This is a genomic window from Burkholderia sp. Ac-20344 (assembly GCF_017104975.1).
In the GTDB taxonomy this organism is placed as follows: Bacteria; Pseudomonadota; Gammaproteobacteria; order Burkholderiales; family Burkholderiaceae; genus Burkholderia.
This window is the reverse complement of sequence record NZ_JAAGPP010000174.1, coordinates 1-16,270: the sequence shown is the minus strand read 5'-3', so window position 1 is coordinate 16,270 and position 16,270 is coordinate 1. Positions and strand designations below refer to the sequence as shown.

Sequence of the window (16,270 nt, the reverse complement as noted above, 5' to 3'; positions counted from 1 at the left end):
ATAATCAACGTTTTTCCCGGTTGGCAGGCTTTTTTCAGGTAACCCGGAATTTTCCAGGCTACCCGGGCATGCTGCGGGTTCCCCGGAAAATGCCCGTTCACCGTGAACAGGTCCGGCTACAGCGAACCTGCAGGTCCGCCGGGCAAGCACGATTTTCGATCCACTCCTGCGCGCGCCGTCGCGCCGCTTAAAGCCTAGTCCGAACCACACCATGCACGAGAGATACGTACCCGCCGACGTCGAAGCCGCCGCCCAGGGCGACTGGCGCGCAGCCGATGCCTACAAGACGCAGGAAGATTCGCAGAAGCCGAAGTTCTACTGCGTGTCGATGCTGCCGTACCCGTCCGGCAAGCTGCACATGGGTCACGTGCGCAACTACACGATCAACGACGTGATGTACCGCTATCTGCGGATGAACGGCTACAACACGCTGATGCCGATGGGCTGGGACGCGTTCGGGATGCCGGCCGAGAACGCCGCGATGGCGAACGGCGTGCCGCCCGCGAAGTGGACCTACGACAACATCGACTACATGAAGGGCCAGATGCAGTCGATGGGCCTCGCGATCGACTGGTCGCGCGAAATCGCGACGTGCAAGCCGGACTACTACAAGTGGAACCAGTGGCTGTTCCTGAAGATGCTCGAGAAGGGCATCGCGTACAAGAAGACGGGCACCGTGAACTGGGATCCGGTCGACCAGACCGTGCTCGCGAACGAGCAGGTGATCGACGGCCGCGGCTGGCGCTCGGGCGCGCTCGTCGAGAAGCGCGAGATCCCGATGTACTACCTGCGCATCACGCAGTACGCGGATGAGCTGCTGAACGACCTCGACGGCCTCGGCTGGCCCGAGCGCGTGAAGATCATGCAGCAGAACTGGATCGGCAAGAGCTTCGGCGTGAACTTCGGCTTCCCGTATGAACTCGACGGCGAGAAGAAGCTGCTGCGCGTATTCACGACGCGCGCCGACACGATCATGGGCGTCACCTTCTGCGCGATCGCGGCCGAGCATCCGCTCGCCACGCGCCTCGCGCAGGACAAGCCGGAACTGCTCGCGTTCATCGACGAATGCAAGCGCGGTGGCGTTGCCGAGGCCGATGTCGCGACGATGGAGAAGAAGGGCGTCGCGACGGGCTTCACGGTCACGCACCCGCTGACCGGCGAGCCGGTCGAGGTCTGGATCGGCAACTACGTGCTGATGAGCTATGGCGAAGGCGCCGTGATGGGCGTGCCCGCGCACGACGAGCGCGACTTCGCATTCGCGAAGAAATACGACCTGCCGATCAAGCAGGTGATCGCGGCCGAAGGCCAGACGTACTCGCTCGACGCATGGCAAGAGTGGTACGGCGACAAGGAAGTCGCGACCTGCGTCAACAGCGGCAAGTACGACGGCCTGGCGTACGGCGCGGCGGTCGACGCGATCGCGGCCGACCTGAAGGCCGGCGGCTTCGGCGACAAGCAGGTCACGTGGCGCCTGCGCGACTGGGGCGTGTCGCGCCAGCGCTACTGGGGCACGCCGATCCCGATCATCCACTGCCCGTCGTGCGGCGACGTGCCGGTGCCGGAGCAGGACCTGCCGGTCGTGCTGCCGGAAGACCTCGTGCCGGACGGCTCGGGCAACCCGCTCGCGAAGTCGGAAGCATTCCTGAACTGCGCGTGCCCGAAGTGCGGCGCGGCCGCGAAGCGCGAAACCGACACGATGGACACCTTCGTCGATTCGTCATGGTACTTCTCGCGCTACACGGCACCGGACGCCGAGACGATGGTCGACGCGCGCACCGATTACTGGATGCCGATGGATCAGTACATCGGCGGCATCGAGCACGCGATCCTGCACCTGCTGTATTCGCGCTTCTGGACCAAGGTGATGCGCGACCTCGGCCTCGTGAAGTTCGGCGAGCCGGCGAAGAACCTGCTCACGCAGGGGATGGTGCTGAACGAGACGTTCTACCGTGAAGACGCGTCCGGCAAGAAGACCTGGTACAACCCGGCCGACGTGACCGTCGCGTTCGACGACAAGGGCCGCCCGGTCGGCGCGACGCTGAACGCCGACGGCCAGCCGGTCGTGCTCGGCGGCATCGAGAAGATGTCGAAGTCGAAGAACAACGGCGTCGATCCGCAGGTGCTGATCGACCAGTACGGCGCGGATACCGCGCGCCTGTTCACGATGTTCGCCGCACCGCCCGAGCAGCAGCTCGAGTGGTCGGGGGCGGGCGTCGAGGGCGCGAGCCGCTTCCTGCGCCGCGTGTGGAGCTTCGGTGCGACGAACCGCGAAGCGCTCGCCGCGCGCGCGGGCTTCGATGCGGCCGCGCTCGGTGAAGCCGACAAGGCGCTGCGCCGCGAGATCTACAGCGTGCTGAAGCAGGCCGATTTCGACTACCAGCGCCTGCAGTACAACACGGTCGTGTCGGCTGCGATGAAGATGCTGAACGCGATCGACGGCGCGAAGGGCGCGACGCCCGGCGTGCTGCGCGAAACGTACGGCGTGCTGCTGCGCGTGCTGTACCCGGTCGTGCCGCACGTCACGTTCGAGCTGTGGAAGGCGCTCGGCTACGCGGACGAATTCGGCCCGCTGCTCGACGCACCGTGGCCGAAGGTCGACGAGGCCGCGCTCGAGCAGGCCGAGATCGAACTCGTGCTGCAGGTGAACGGCAAGGTGCGCGGCGCGCTGAAGGTCGCGAAGGACGCGAGCCGCGAGGCGATCGAAGCCGCGGCGGTGGCCGACGACGCGTTCGCGAAGTTCAGCGACGGCAAGCCGGCGAAGAAGATCGTCGTCGTGCCGGGCCGCCTCGTGAACATCGTCGTCTGACGGCCGCGGGCCGTCGGACGTACCCAGAAGGAGTGAAGGTGATCCGCAGATCGTTTTTGATGCTCGCCGTCGGCAGCGCGGTCGCGCTGTCGGCATGCGGCTTCCAGTTGCGCGGCCAGCAGGACTACGCGTTCAAGCACCTGCTGATCGCCGGCGCGCCGGCACCCGTCGAGGCGCGCCTCGTGCGCCTCGTCGAAGCCGGCAGCGACACGAAGATCGTCAAGTCGGCAGATGACGCCGATGCCGTGCTGCGCATGTGGGAGTCGCGTGGCCAGAACACGCTGACGCTCAACAAGTACGGCTCCGCGCAGGAATACGCGCTGTTCTACACGCTGAACTACACGCTGACGAGCAAGGACGGCACCGTGCTGATCCCGCCGAGCGCGATCGCGCTGAACCGCGCGATGACGTACAGCGACCAGTACACGAACGCGAAGGCGCAGGAAGCCGACATCCTGTACGGCGACATGCAGAACGACGCAGTCGACCAGCTGATGCGGCGTCTCGCGATCGTCCATTCGCTGACGCCGGCGCCGGAGGACGTGGTGCCGGGCGTTGCGCCGCGCGCGCCGCTGCCGCCGCCGCCGCTCTGATCGACGGCGCACGCACCGATGCAACTGCGACTTGATGCGCTGGAGCCGCACCTCGCGAAGGGGTTGGCCGGACTCTATACCGTCTACGGCGACGAGCCGCTGCTCGCGCAGGAAGCGTGCGACCGCATTCGTGCGGCCGCACGCGCGGCCGGCTTCACCGAACGTTCGGTGCATACGGTCGAGCGCGGCTTCGACTGGAGCGTGCTGCTCGGCGCAACCCAGGCGATGTCGCTGTTCGGCGAACGCCAGCTGATCGAGCTGCGCATTCCGTCGGGCAAGCCCGGCAAGGAAGGCGCCGATGCGCTGAAGACGCTCGCGGCCACGCCGAATCCCGACGCGCTGATGCTCGTCACGTTGCCGCGCCTCGACGCGGCCACGCAGAAATCCGCATGGTTCACCGCGCTGCAGAACGGCGGCGTCGCGCTGAAGATCGATCCGGTCGACCGCGCGCAGCTGCCGAACTGGATCGGCCAGCGTCTCGCGATGCAGGGCCAGCGCGCCGCGCCCGGCGAGGATGGGCGGCGCGCGCTGCAGTTCATCGCCGAGCGCGTCGAAGGCAACCTGCTCGCCGCGCACCAGGAGATCCAGAAGCTCGGGCTGCTGTATCCGCAGGGCGCGCTGTCGTTCGAGCAGGTGCACGACGCGGTGCTGAACGTCGCGCGTTACGACGTTTTCAAGCTGAACGAAGCGATGCTTGCCGGCGACGCCGCGCGGCTCGCGCGGATGATCGACGGGCTGAAGGGCGAGGGCGAGGCAATCGTGCTCGTGATGTGGGCCGTCGTCGAGGAATTGCGCACGCTGCTGCGGATCAAGCGCGGCACGACGGCCGGCAAGCCGCTCGCGACGCTGCTGCGCGAGAACCGCGTGTGGGGGCCGCGCGAGCGGCTGATCGGCCCCGCGCTGAACCGCGTATCGGAATCCGTGCTCGAGAAGGCGCTCGCGTTTGCCGCGAAGCTCGACCGGCAGGTCAAGGGGCTCACGGCCGTCGTGCCGGGCCGCCGCACGCAGGACGAACCGCCGCCCGATCCGTGGGACGGGCTGTTCCAGCTCGCGATGACGGTGGCCGGTGCCCGCGGCGAGCGACCGCCGACCGCGGGTCGCGTGCGACGCTAAGTCCCGTTCGGGCCTTCAGCGCACGCTGCGCAACCCGCTTACAATGTTTCGATGGCTGGCGCGGCTTTCCGGCCGCCGCCGCTCACGCTTCCCCACGAATTCATGCCGCCCAGCGCGGCGCGCTTCTCGAGTCACACGATGGATATCGATCAGTACATGACCGACCTGGGCCGTCGCGCCCGGCACGCTTCCCGCGCGATGGCGCGCGCCAGCACGGCCGCGAAGAATGCGGCGCTCGACGCCGTGGCTCGCGCGATCGAACGCGACGCGCAGGCGCTGAAGGACGCGAATGCGCGCGATGTCGCCCGTGCCCGTGAAAAGGGGCTCGATGCGGCGTTCGTCGATCGCCTGACGCTGTCGGACAAGGCGCTGCAGACGATGGTCGAGGGCTTGCGCCAGGTGGCGTCGCTGGCCGATCCGATCGGCGAGATCAGCAACCTCAAGTACCGCCCGAGCGGTATCCAGGTGGGCCAGATGCGTGTGCCGCTCGGGGTGATCGGCATCATCTACGAATCGCGCCCGAACGTGACGATCGACGCGGCTGCGCTGTGCCTGAAGTCGGGCAACGCGACGATCCTGCGCGGCGGCTCCGAAGCGCTCGAATCGAACGCGGCGCTCGCGAAGCTGATCGGCGAAGGGCTCGAAGCGGCCGGCCTGCCGCAGGATGCGGTGCAGGTCGTCGCGACCGCCGATCGCGCGGCAGTCGGCAAGCTGATCACGATGACCGAATACGTCGACGTGATCGTGCCGCGCGGCGGCAAGAGCCTGATCGAGCGCTTGATCAACGAGGCGCGCGTGCCGATGATCAAGCACCTCGACGGCATCTGCCACGTGTATGTCGACGATCGTGCCGATCTCGACAAGGCGCTGACCGTCTGCGACAACGCGAAGACGCACCGCTACGGCACCTGCAACACGATGGAGACGCTGCTCGTGGCGAGCGGTGTCGCGGCGACGCTGCTGCCGCCGCTCGGCAAGCTGTATCGCGACAAGCAGGTCGAACTGCGCGTCGATGCGGCCGCGCGCGCGGTGCTCGCCGATGCGGGCGTCGGCCCGCTCGTCGATGCAACCGAGGAAGACTGGCACACCGAGTATCTCGCGCCGGTGCTCGCGATCAAGGTCGTCGACGGCCTCGACGCCGCGATCGAGCACATCAACCATTACGGGTCGCACCACACGGATGCGATCGTCACCGAGGATCACGACCGCGCGATGCGGTTCCTGCGCGAGGTCGATTCGGCGAGCGTGATGGTCAACGCGTCGACGCGTTTCGCGGACGGTTTCGAATTCGGCCTCGGCGCGGAAATCGGCATCTCGAACGACAAGCTGCACGCACGCGGCCCCGTCGGCCTGGAAGGGCTGACGTCGCTGAAGTACGTCGTACTCGGGCACGGCGAAGGCCGCCAGTAAAAAGCGAGGCACACAACCGATGGCGATGCTCTGGGTCAAGACGTTCCATATCGTTCTGATCGCCGCGTGGTTCGCGGGGCTGTTCTACCTGCCGCGCATCTACGTGAACCTGGCCATGGAAACCGATCCGGCCGCCGTGCGGCGCCTGCTGCTGATGGCACGCAAGCTGTTCCGCTTCATGACGATGATCGCGGTGCCGGCGCTGGCCTGCGGGCTGTGGCTCTGGCTGTCGATCGGCATCGGGCAGGGGCAGGGCTGGATCCACGCGAAGGTGACGGTCGTGCTGCTGCTCATCGTCTATCACGCGTATTGCGGGCACCTGCTGCGGGTGTTCGAGCGCGGCGAGAACCGCCGCACCGACAAGTGGTATCGCGTGTTCAACGAGTTGCCGGTGCTCGGCATGCTCGCGGCGGTCGCGCTGGTCGTGATCAAGCCGTTCTGAGCGGCGGCCGGCGAAGTTGCCGGCGCCGCCGATGCGCAACGGCGCCCCGCGGGGCGCCGTTTGTCGTTTACCGCATGGTTGGCGCGGTGCCGGCTCAATCCTTCGCGCCGTCGTCGATCCGGCGGCGCGTGATTGCCTCCTTCGCGCGGCCGACCCGTTCCATCAGCGCGGGGCCGCGCGACAGCGCGACGCCGACCGCGAGGATGTCGCCGATCGCGAGATGCGACATCCGCGACGTCATCGGCGAGAACACATCCGTTTCCTCCGCAACGTTCGACGCGAGGCTCACCGTCGCGAGCTTCGCGAGCGGCGAATGGCTCTGCGTGATCGCGACCACCTTCGCGCCGCACGCGAGCGCGGAGCGCGCGGCGTCGACGATGTCGCGCGTGCGGCCGGTGTTCGAGATCGCGACGACGACGTCGTGCGGCCCGAGCAGCGCCGACGACATCGAGAACGTGTGCGGATCCGAATACGCGACGCTCGGCACGCCGAGCCGGAAGAACTTGTGCTGGATGTCCTGCGCGGCGATGCCCGAGCCGCCGGCGCCGTAGAACTCGATCCGCGATGCGTTCGACAGCAGCGCGATCGCATCGGCGACGCTGCCCGCGGACAGGCTGTTGCGCACCTCGATCAGCGCGCCGATCGTGCGGTCGAACACCTTGCCGATGATGCCGGGCGCCGGTTCGTCGGGCTCGACGTCGCGATAGACCGACGACACGCCCGGCGCGACGCTCTGCGCGAGCCGGATCTTGAACTCGCGAAAGCCGCTGCAGCCGAGCGCTTGGCAGAAGCGCGCGATCGTCGGCTGGCTGACGCCCGCGCGTGTCGACAGCTCGGTCATCGCGAGGTCGAGCACCTCGCGCGGCGCGGCGAGGATGTAGTCGGCGAGCTTGCGCTCGGACGGGCGCAACTCGGCGCGGATCGCTTCAATGCGAGGCAGCATGGGACGGCAGGCAGAAATCGGGTTCGGATGAGCGAGTGTATCGCAATCGTATTGTAGAAAATCTACAAGAAAATGCTAGCGTCGGCATGGTGCTTGTGGAGCGGAGAATTAGGGTTTTCACTAGGTATTGCCTTGCTGGTAGAGGGAATGAGGGTTGCGGGTGGATGAATCCGCATTGCGTGCTTGTAGTTTTTCTACTAGACTGGCTTCGTTCGGTCGATGCATTCGACCGTCCCCACGATTCCAACCGCCGGTGTCGGCCGGCATACAGGAGCGCCCAGCATGACGTCGCTGCACCCCACTCTGGCGAAGGTCACCGAACGCGTGATCGCCCGCAGCCAATCGACCCGTTCCGCCTATCTGCAGCGCATCGACGGCGCGCAGGGCAAGTTCCCGGCACGCGGCGCGCTGTCGTGCGCGAACCTCGCGCACGGCTTCGCGGGCCTCGAGGGCAACGACAAGTTCTCGATCAAGGCTATCCGGGAGCCGAACATCGGCATCGTGTCCTCGTACAACGAGATGCTGTCCGCGCATGCGCCGTACAAGGATTTCCCCGAGATCATCAAGGCGGCCGCGCGCGAGAACGGCGGCGTCGCGCAGTTCGCGGGCGGCGTGCCGGCGATGTGCGACGGCGTCACGCAGGGCAACCCGGGGATGGAGCTGTCGCTGTTCTCGCGCGAGGCGATCGCGATGGGCACGGCGATCGCGCTCACGCACAACATGTTCGACGCGGCGCTCTGCCTCGGCATCTGCGACAAGATCGTGCCGGGCCTGCTGATCGGCGCGCTGCAGTTCGGCCACCTGCCAACGATCTTCGTGCCGGCCGGCCCGATGACGAGCGGCCTGTCGAACGACGACAAGGCGAAGATCCGCCAGCAGTTCGCAACCGGCCAGGTCGGCCGCGACGCGCTGCTCGAAGCCGAATCGGCCGCGTATCACGGCCACGGCACCTGCACGTTCTACGGCACCGCGAACAGCAACCAGATGCTGATGGAGCTGATGGGGCTGCACCTGCCGGGCTCGGCTTTCGTCCACCCGCACACGCCGCTGCGCACCGCGCTCACCGCCGAGGCTGCGCGCCGCGTGCTCGACCTGACCGTCGAGCGCGGCCACTACACGCCGATCGGCCACGTGATCGACGGGAAGGCGATCGTCAACGGGATCGTCGCGCTGCTCGCGACGGGCGGCTCGACCAACCACACGCTGCACCTCGTCGCGATCGCGCGCGCGGCCGGCATCCTGATCGACTGGAACGACTTCGACGAACTGTCGGCCGTCGTGCCGCTGCTCGCGAAGATCTACCCGAACGGCAAGGCCGACGTGAACCACTTCCACGCGGCGGGCGGCGTGGCCTTCCTGGTGCGCAACCTGCTCGAAGGCGGGCTGCTGCACGAAGACGTGACGACGGTCGCCGGCAAGGGCCTGTCGCACTATACGAAGGAGCCGAAGCTGATCGACGGCAAGCTCACGTGGGTCGACGGCGCGGCTGAAAGCCACGACACGAAGGTGCTGCGCGGCATCCGCGACCCGTTCCAGCCGGACGGCGGCCTGCGCCTGATGCAGGGCCGCCTCGGCCGCGGCGTGATCAAGATTTCGGCGGTCGCGCCCGAACACCGCAAGGTGACGGCGCCCGCGATCGTGTTCGATTCGCAGGAAGCCGTGCAGGAAGCATTCGATCGCGGCGAGCTGAAGCGCGACTTCGTCGCGGTGGTGCGCTTCCAGGGCGCGCGCGCGAACGGGATGCCCGAGCTGCATCGTTTGACGCCGCTGCTCGGCGTGCTGCAGGATCAGGGCTTCCATGTCGCGCTCGTCACCGACGGCCGCATGTCGGGCGCGTCGGGCAAGGTGCCGGCCGTGATCCACGTGTCGCCGGAAGCGCTGCTGGCCGGCCCGCTCGGCAAGGTGAAGACGGGCGATACGCTCGTGATCGACGCGGAAGCCGGCGTGCTCGACATCGAGATCGACGCTGCGGAGTGGCAGGCGCGCCCGGTCGCGCAGCCGCTGCACCAGGCCGAGAACGAGGTCGGTTTCGGGCGTGAACTGTTCGGCGTGTTCCGCGCGGCCGCTGCGCCGGCCGAGCAGGGCGCATCGGTTTTCGGGACGCTGGTCGGTGAAACGGCCGCCCACGTCGCCGCATGAATTTCAAGGAGCCAATTCAATGAAGACGATTGCTGAAATCGTGAAGCTGGGCCCGGTCATCCCGGTGCTCGCATTCGACTCGGTCGAGCAGGGCGAACACGTGTCGCGTGCACTGCACGCGGGTGGCGTGAAGGTGCTCGAGATCACGCTGCGCACGCCGGCCGGCCTGGAAGCGATCCAGCGTGCGAGCCAGCTCGCGGACGACATCGTCGTCGGCGTGGGCACGATCACGAAGCCCGAGCATTGCGAGCAGGCGAAGCGCGCGGGCGCGAAGTTCGGCGTGTCGCCGGGCCTGACGAAGGAGCTGCACCTCGCGTCGCTCGACGCGGGCCTGCCGCTGCTGCCGGGCGTGATGACGCCGAGCGACATCATCCAGGCACTCGAATTCGGCTACGAGATCGTGAAGTTCTTCCCCGCGCAGCAGGCGGGCGGCGTGCCGATGCTGCAGGCGTTCCACGGCCCGTTTCCGGCGCTGAAGTTCTGTCCGACCGGCGGCATCACGGTCGAAACCGCGCCGAATTTCCTGAAACTGCCGAACGTCGTGTGCGTCGGCGGCTCGTGGCTCACGCCGAAAGCCGCGCTCGCCGCGCAGGACTGGGCCGAAGTCACGCGCCTCGCGCAAGCCGCGAGCCAGCTTCCCCGTTAAGGCTTGTATGGAATGATAAGGGCCTGTTCGCGCAAGCCCGTTACTGGCGCGAACAGGCCCTCAACCCTCGGAGAGAAAGCGCTTAGTGCTTGTTTTACCGAGGGTTTTTGCTGATGGAACCGGTTCTATCCGCGGATCGCAAAGATAAGTAAAATTCAGCGTCCTGACGGGGGGGTACCCCCGTGTTTCGGAGACCTGCATAGCCGGGCATACTCGCAACAACTCGCCCGGTTCGAACAATTCTAGGAGGAGTGCCACATGGGGGCTGTCCAAGGCAGCATGCTGCTCGTATTCACGCTGATCGCGATCGCCGCGCTGATCCTGATGATCGCGCGCTACAAGATCTACCCGTTCCTGGTGCTGATCATCGTCTCGCTCGGCCTCGGCCTCGTCGTCGGCATGCCGATGGACAAGATCGTCAAGTCGTTCGAGACGGGCACCGGCGGCACGCTCGGCCACATCGCGATCGTCGTCGGCCTCGGCACGATGCTCGGCAAGATGATGGCCGAATCGGGCGGCGCCGAACGGATCGCGACCACGCTGATCGACTGGTTCGGTGAAAAGAACATCCACTGGGCGATGATGTTCGTCGCGATCATCGTCGGCCTGCCGGTGTTCTTCGAAGTCGGCTTCGTGCTGCTGATCCCGATCGCATTCAACGTCGCGAAGCGCACCGGCAAGTCGCTGCTCGTCGTCGGCCTGCCGATGGTGGCCGGCCTGTCCGTCGTGCACGGGTTGATCCCGCCGCACCCGGCCGCGCTGCTGGCCGTTCAGCAATACGGCGCCGATATCGGCAAGACGATCGCGTTCGGCCTGATCGTCGGCGTGCCGACCGCGATCATCGCGGGCCCGCTGTTCGCGCTGATGATCTCGAAGTTCGTGAAGCTGCCGGACGACAACCCGCTGGCCGCGCAGTTCGTCGATACGCACACGGAAGGCCGCAAGCGCGAACTGCCGAGCTTCGGCATCACGCTGTTCACGATCCTGCTGCCCGTCGTGCTGATGCTCGTCGGCAGCTGGGCCGACCTGCTGTTCACGCCGAAGTCGCTGCCGAACAACCTGCTGCGCTTCGCCGGCAACTCGGACGTCGCGCTGCTGATCGCCGTGCTCGTGAGCTTCTTCACGTTCGGCAAGCTGCAGGGCTTCAACCGCGACCAGATCCAGAAGTTCTGCGGCGAGTGCCTGGCGCCGATCGCCGGCATCACGCTGATCGTCGGTGCGGGCGGCGGCTTCGGCGGCGTCCTGCGCGACAGCGGGATCTCGCAGCAGATCGTCGAGACCGCGAAGCACGCGAACCTGTCGCCGCTGCTGCTCGGCTGGTTCGTCGCGGCGCTGATGCGTCTCGCGACGGGCTCGGCGACGGTCGCAATGACGACGGCCTGCGGCATCGTCGCGCCGATCGCGGCGTCGTCGGGCGCGGCGGTTCGTCCGGAGCTGCTGGTGCTCGCGACGGGCTCGGGCTCGCTGATCTTCTCGCACGTGAACGACGGCGGCTTCTGGCTGATCAAGGAATACTTCGGGATGACGGTCGGCCAGACGTTCAAGACCTGGTCGCTGCTTGAAACCATCATCTCGGTGCTCGGTCTGAGCTTTACGCTGCTGCTGAGCCTGGTTCTGTAACAAGGGGTAGTCAATGATTCTGATCGCAATGGGCGTGTCGGGTGCGGGCAAGTCGCGAATCGGCGAAATGCTGGCGGAACGCCTGTCGTGCAGCTATACCGATGGCGACGCGTTTCACAGCGCCGCGAACAAGGAAAAGATGCACCACGGCATTCCGCTGACCGACGACGACCGCTGGCCGTGGCTGCGCACGATCCGCGCAGCCATCGAGGAAAAGCAGCATGCCGGCGAGACGGCCGTGTTCACGTGCTCGTCGCTGAAGCGGTCGTACCGCGACGTGCTGCGCGGCACCGACACTGACGTGCGGTTCGTGTATCTGAAGGGTTCGTTCGAGGTGTTGCACGAGCGCCTGAAGAGCCGCACCGGCCATTTCTTCGATCCGTCGCTGCTGAAGAGCCAGCTCGACACGCTCGAGGAGCCGGGCCCGGACGAAGCGATCGAGGTCAGCATCGAGCTGACGCCCGAGCAGATCGTCGATCAGGTCATGGTGAAGATCGGTCTCGCGCAGCAGCACTGAGCGCGGGTCGCGGCAATCGTCATGCAAAAGGCGCCCTTCGGGGCGCCTTTTGCGTTGGTGGGCCGCGGGCCGAGGGCGGCGGGCGGGTCAGGCCGCGGGCGCCTGCTTCGCGATGCCGTCGAGCAGCACGTCGAGCATCGTGTCGTGCACGGCCGCCGGATCGAGCTGCGCATAGAGCGGGGCGGCCGCCTTGACGAGCGGATGCGCGGCGTCGGACAGCGCTTCCATTTCCGCGAGCTCGACGTCGTTCGCGGCGCGCGTGAGGCCACCGGCTTCGGCGGCGGCAAGCCCGATCACGCTCGCATACCAGCCGACGCACACCGACGGCCGTGCCGCGCACGGGATGCCGGCGTCGGCCAGCGCCCGATGTACGGCCTCGATGTGCGCGAGATCGGCCGGCCCCGTGCTCATGTGCCGCTGCAGCAGCGCGAACGCGGCCGGGTAGCGCAGCGCGAGCGCGCGGTACTGGCGCGCAAGGTCGCGCAGCCGTTCGCGCCACGGCAGTGCGGCGTCGACCGGCACGAGCGAGCGCGACAGCGCGTTCGCGATCGCGCGGCTCAGGCCTTCCTTCGACTTGAAGTGGTACAGCACGCTCATCGGGTCGCAGCCGACCGATTGCGCGAGCTTGCGTACGCTGAACGCGGCTTCGCCGACGTCTTCGAGCAGCGCGAGCGCCGCCGCGACGATGGCGTCTTTGTCAAGGCCGCGCGGGCCCTGGGCGGGTTTGTCTTTCATCGATGCGGGCTGGCGTGCCGGTGCGGCACCGGCTGTCAACTTGACGAAAGCTTATTCTACACTGTAGAATTATTTCTGCGGTGTAGAAATTGGGTGTCTCGGCACCTTTCAATACGTGCTTTCGCACAGTCCGGGATCCAGGCGGCACGAGCGTGCCCGCCGTCAACACGGGCCATCGCGCCCCTTTTCTCGTTGACACCCATGTGGAACCGGCTGCCCCACCCGCGAAGCCAGAAGGCTCTTCGACAGGCGGCCCAAGACCATGCAAGTGCAATCATGACTTTCAACAATCAACCCCTGATCCAGGGCGAATCGCGTTTCGAACAAACGCAACTGAACATCGAAAAAGACAACTGGAACTGGTGCGACCCGGCCCGCTACGACGGCGAGCGCCCGGCGAACTGGTACGAGGCGTCGCTGTCGCGCCACGCGAACAGCGCGCCGCTCGCGCAGGACGCCGTGTGCGACGTGCTCGTGATCGGCGCGGGCCTGCTCGGCGCATCGGCCGCGCTGCATCTCGCGGAAGCGGGCGTCGACACGATCCTCGTCGACAAGCACCACGTCGGTTCGGCCGCATCGGGCCGCAACGGCGGGCAGCTCACGCCCGGCCTCGCGCGCTGGGAAGCCGCCGACATGATCGACCACCTGTCGCACGACGACGCGAAGCGGCTGTGGCGCTTCGCATCGGCGGAATCGATGGACCTGATCGATGCGATCGGCGCGCGTTACGCGCTCGAGCTCGACCGCAAGCGCGGCCACATTACGGCGGCGGTCCACCCGGGCCACATGAGCGCGCTGCTCGACGGCGCGGATGCGCGCCGCCATCTCGGCGATGCGGGCGTGACGCTCGTCGGCCGCCATCAACTGCATGACGACTACGTGCGCTCCGGGCTGTACCACGGCGCGGCGATCGATGCGACCGGCGGGCAGATCCATCCGCTCGCGCTGGTGCGCGGCCTCGTGCACGGCTTCCGGCTGAACGGCGGTGTGCTGTTCGAAGGCACCGAGGTGCTCGAGCTCGACGAGACGCCGGCAGGCGTCGTCGCGACGACGCCGGGCGGCACGATCACCGCGCGCAAGGGCGTCGTGCTCGCGCTGCACAACACGACGTTCCGGCTGCTCGACGACGGCGCCGCGACGACCGTGCCGTTCTTTACCTACGTGAGCGTGACGGCGCCGCTCGACGTCGACGTCGCGACGCTGATGCCGGCCGGCATGCCCGTGTACGACACGCAGTTCCAGATCGACTACTACCGGCCGGTACGCGGCAACCGCCTGCTGTTCGGCGGGCAGGGCACCGGCACGTGCTGGGCGCAGCCCGACGTGAACGCGTACCTGCTGACGCGGCTGAATACGGTGTTCCCGCAGGTCGACGGCCAGTTCGCGCTCGACTACTGCTGGAGCGGCGTCAGCGACTTCACGTTGAACGGCGCGACCGACAGCCGCAAGACCGACGGCCGCGTGCCGATGTACATGGTGCAGGGCTGGAGCGGCCACGGCGTCGCGCAGACGGTGCGGATCGGCAAGGCGATCTGCGACGATTTCGTCGGCCGTAACGACGATTTCTCGATGCTGACCGGCATCGATCACCGCGCGATTCCGCTCGGCCGCCAGTTGTCGCCGATCGCGATTCCCGCTGCGAAGGCCGCGATGAGCGTGATGAGCGCGCTCAACCCGGGGCGGATGATCTCGTTCTGACCGGACTGCGGCCGGCCATGAAAAAGCCCGATGCGATCGCTCGCATCGGGCTTTTTTACATGCGGAAACGGCGGCGCTTACGCGATCCGCTTCGCGAGTTCGACGGCCTTGCCGATGTACGACGCAGGCGTCATCGCGAGCAGGCGGTCCTTCGCATCCTGCGGGATCGCGAGCGTGCCGACGAATTCCTGCAGCGCTTCGCGCGTGATGCCCTTGCCGCGCGTCAGCTCCTTCAGTTGCTCGTACGGGTTCTCGATGCCGTAGCGGCGCATCACCGTCTGCACCGGCTCGGCGAGCACTTCCCAGCAGTTGTCGAGGTCTTCGTTCAGGCGTTGCGGGTTCACTTCGAGCTTGTCGAGGCCACGGATCAGCGAGTCGTACGCGAGCAGCGAGTAGCCGAGCGCGACGCCCATGTTGCGCAGCACCGTCGAGTCGGTCAGGTCGCGCTGCCAGCGCGACACCGGCAGCTTGTCGGCGAGGTGGCGCAGCGTCGCGTTCGCGAGGCCGAGGTTGCCTTCCGAGTTCTCGAAGTCGATCGGGTTGACCTTGTGCGGCATCGTCGACGAGCCGATTTCACCGGCCTTCGTCTTCTGCTTGAAATAGCCGACCGAGATGTAGCCCCACACGTCGCGGTCGAGGTCGAGCAGGATCGTGTTCGCGCGCGCCACGGCGTCGAACAGCTCGGCCATGTAGTCGTGCGGCTCGATCTGGATCGTGTACGGGTTGAACGTGAGCTTCAGGCGGTTCTCGATCACGTCGCGCGAGAACGCTTCCCAGTCGAATTCCGGATACGCCGAAAGGTGCGCGTTGAAGTTGCCGACCGCGCCGTTCATCTTGCCGAGGATCTCGACCTTTTCGATGCGTGCGATCGCGCGATCGAGGCGGGCCGCGACGTTTGCGAGTTCCTTGCCGAGCGTCGTCGGGCTGGCCGGCTGGCCGTGCGTGCGCGACAGCATCGGCTGCTCGGCATGCGCGTGCGCGAGTGCGACGAGGCGCTGGTAGACCGTGCGCAGCGCCGGCAGGATCACGTGTTCGCGCGCGCCGGCGAGCATCATCCCGTGCGACGTGTTGTTGATGTCTTCCGACGTGCACGCGAAGTGGATGAATTCGCTGGCCTTTTCGAGTTCTTCCTGGCCCTTGACCGATTCCTTCAGCCAGTATTCGACGGCCTTCACGTCGTGGTTCGTCACGCGCTCGATTTCCTTGATGCGGGCGGCGTCGTGCGCGGTGAAGCGCTCGGCGAGCTGCAGCAGGAACTGTTCGGACGCAGCGGAGAAGCGCGGGACTTCCGCGAAGCCGGCGCGCGACAGCGCGATCAGCCAGTGCACCTCGACGGTGACGCGGTGGCGCATGAAGGCGGCTTCGGAGAGCCAGTCGCGCAGCGCTTCGGTCTTGCTGGCGTAGCGGCCGTCGATGGGCGAGAGCGCGGTGAGGGCGAAAAGCGTATCGGGACGAGTGTCGGACATGATCGGGCGGGCCTTGGGGCCGGGTCGAGCGAGGGGAAGGAGAATCCGGCATTTTACCATTGGCGCGGGACGATTCCCGCCGCGCACGGCCGGCGGGCGCCGCCGCGTGCGGATGCGGCACCGCCGGCCGCACGCGGCGGGG

The 16,270-nt window shown here is 67.0% G+C and carries 13 protein-coding genes; 10 read left to right on the top strand and 3 right to left on the bottom strand.

Translation table 11 applies throughout. From position 1 onward, the window contains the following. Nucleotides 1-211: 211 nt before the first annotated feature. The 5 genes from leuS (at nt 212) to G3N64_RS34035 (ending at nt 6,364) form a co-directional block, all read left to right on the top strand. The gene (gene leuS, locus G3N64_RS34055; RefSeq protein WP_205788081.1) at nt 212-2,806 is read left to right on the top strand and encodes a leucine--tRNA ligase; all 2,595 of its coding nucleotides are present in this window, start codon (nt 212-214) and stop codon (nt 2,804-2,806) included. A gap of 38 nt (nt 2,807-2,844) precedes the next feature. After that, nucleotides 2,845-3,399, top strand: a complete 555-nt coding sequence (gene lptE / locus G3N64_RS34050; protein ID WP_039361502.1) for an LPS assembly lipoprotein LptE — start codon at nt 2,845-2,847, stop codon at nt 3,397-3,399. 18 nt (nt 3,400-3,417) lie between these two features. After that, complete coding sequence (gene holA / locus G3N64_RS34045; RefSeq protein ID WP_205788080.1) at nt 3,418-4,512, top strand: DNA polymerase III subunit delta; 1,095 nt, start codon at nt 3,418-3,420, stop codon at nt 4,510-4,512. 138 nt (nt 4,513-4,650) lie between these two features. Continuing rightward, nucleotides 4,651-5,922 (top strand): glutamate-5-semialdehyde dehydrogenase, encoded by a 1,272-nt coding sequence (locus G3N64_RS34040; protein WP_205788079.1) that lies wholly within the window; start codon nt 4,651-4,653, stop codon nt 5,920-5,922. Nucleotides 5,923-5,941: 19 nt separating this feature from the next. After that, a complete protein-coding gene (locus tag G3N64_RS34035; RefSeq protein WP_011350935.1) occupies nt 5,942-6,364 on the top strand; it encodes a CopD family protein in 423 nt (140 codons plus the stop codon). Nucleotides 6,365-6,458: 94 nt separating this feature from the next. Here G3N64_RS34035 and G3N64_RS34030 read toward each other — a convergent pair whose 3' ends face one another. Beyond that, on the bottom strand, nt 6,459-7,307 hold the full coding sequence (locus G3N64_RS34030) for a MurR/RpiR family transcriptional regulator (RefSeq protein ID WP_011350936.1): 849 nt from the start codon (nt 7,305-7,307) through the stop codon (nt 6,459-6,461). 282 nt (nt 7,308-7,589) lie between these two features. Between G3N64_RS34030 and edd the strand changes: the two genes are divergently transcribed. The 4 genes from edd (at nt 7,590) to G3N64_RS34010 (ending at nt 12,229) form a co-directional block, all read left to right on the top strand. Next, complete coding sequence (gene edd, locus G3N64_RS34025) at nt 7,590-9,446, top strand: phosphogluconate dehydratase (protein ID WP_205788078.1); 1,857 nt, start codon at nt 7,590-7,592, stop codon at nt 9,444-9,446. Nucleotides 9,447-9,465: 19 nt separating this feature from the next. Further along, nucleotides 9,466-10,092, top strand: a complete 627-nt coding sequence (gene eda / locus G3N64_RS34020) for a bifunctional 4-hydroxy-2-oxoglutarate aldolase/2-dehydro-3-deoxy-phosphogluconate aldolase (RefSeq protein ID WP_011350938.1) — start codon at nt 9,466-9,468, stop codon at nt 10,090-10,092. A gap of 258 nt (nt 10,093-10,350) precedes the next feature. After that, nucleotides 10,351-11,712, top strand: a complete 1,362-nt coding sequence (locus tag G3N64_RS34015; RefSeq protein WP_205788077.1) for a GntP family permease — start codon at nt 10,351-10,353, stop codon at nt 11,710-11,712. Nucleotides 11,713-11,725: 13 nt separating this feature from the next. Next, on the top strand, nt 11,726-12,229 hold the full coding sequence (locus tag G3N64_RS34010) for a gluconokinase (protein WP_205788076.1): 504 nt from the start codon (nt 11,726-11,728) through the stop codon (nt 12,227-12,229). A gap of 87 nt (nt 12,230-12,316) precedes the next feature. Here the strand turns inward: G3N64_RS34010 and G3N64_RS34005 are convergent, their stop codons facing one another. Further along, nucleotides 12,317-12,964, bottom strand: a complete 648-nt coding sequence (locus G3N64_RS34005; RefSeq protein WP_205788075.1) for a TetR/AcrR family transcriptional regulator C-terminal domain-containing protein — start codon at nt 12,962-12,964, stop codon at nt 12,317-12,319. Between the two features lie 276 nt (nt 12,965-13,240). Between G3N64_RS34005 and G3N64_RS34000 the strand changes: the two genes are divergently transcribed. Next, entirely contained in the window at nt 13,241-14,662 is a 1,422-nt protein-coding gene (locus G3N64_RS34000; protein WP_205788074.1) for an FAD-dependent oxidoreductase, read from the top strand. Nucleotides 14,663-14,739: 77 nt separating this feature from the next. Here the strand turns inward: G3N64_RS34000 and purB are convergent, their stop codons facing one another. Further along, nucleotides 14,740-16,128 (bottom strand): adenylosuccinate lyase, encoded by a 1,389-nt coding sequence (gene purB, locus G3N64_RS33995; RefSeq protein WP_205788073.1) that lies wholly within the window; start codon nt 16,126-16,128, stop codon nt 14,740-14,742. Nucleotides 16,129-16,270 lie beyond the last annotated feature (142 nt).

Bases quoted from the DNA above. Each gene is read 5' to 3' on its own strand.
- eda (WP_011350938.1), top strand. From the start codon at position 9,466: ATGAAGACGATTGCTGAAATCGTGAAGCTGGGCCCGGTCATCCCGGTG.
- edd (WP_205788078.1), top strand. From the start codon at position 7,590: ATGACGTCGCTGCACCCCACTCTGGCGAAGGTCACCGAACGCGTGATC.
- G3N64_RS34010 (WP_205788076.1), top strand. From the start codon at position 11,726: ATGATTCTGATCGCAATGGGCGTGTCGGGTGCGGGCAAGTCGCGAATC.
- G3N64_RS34035 (WP_011350935.1), top strand. From the start codon at position 5,942: ATGGCGATGCTCTGGGTCAAGACGTTCCATATCGTTCTGATCGCCGCG.
- G3N64_RS34040 (WP_205788079.1), top strand. From the start codon at position 4,651: ATGGATATCGATCAGTACATGACCGACCTGGGCCGTCGCGCCCGGCAC.
- holA (WP_205788080.1), top strand. From the start codon at position 3,418: ATGCAACTGCGACTTGATGCGCTGGAGCCGCACCTCGCGAAGGGGTTG.
- G3N64_RS34030 (WP_011350936.1), bottom strand. From the start codon at position 7,307: ATGCTGCCTCGCATTGAAGCGATCCGCGCCGAGTTGCGCCCGTCCGAG.
- purB (WP_205788073.1), bottom strand. From the start codon at position 16,128: ATGTCCGACACTCGTCCCGATACGCTTTTCGCCCTCACCGCGCTCTCG.
- leuS (WP_205788081.1), top strand. From the start codon at position 212: ATGCACGAGAGATACGTACCCGCCGACGTCGAAGCCGCCGCCCAGGGC.
- G3N64_RS34000 (WP_205788074.1), top strand. From the start codon at position 13,241: ATGACTTTCAACAATCAACCCCTGATCCAGGGCGAATCGCGTTTCGAA.
- G3N64_RS34005 (WP_205788075.1), bottom strand. From the start codon at position 12,964: ATGAAAGACAAACCCGCCCAGGGCCCGCGCGGCCTTGACAAAGACGCC.
- G3N64_RS34015 (WP_205788077.1), top strand. From the start codon at position 10,351: ATGGGGGCTGTCCAAGGCAGCATGCTGCTCGTATTCACGCTGATCGCG.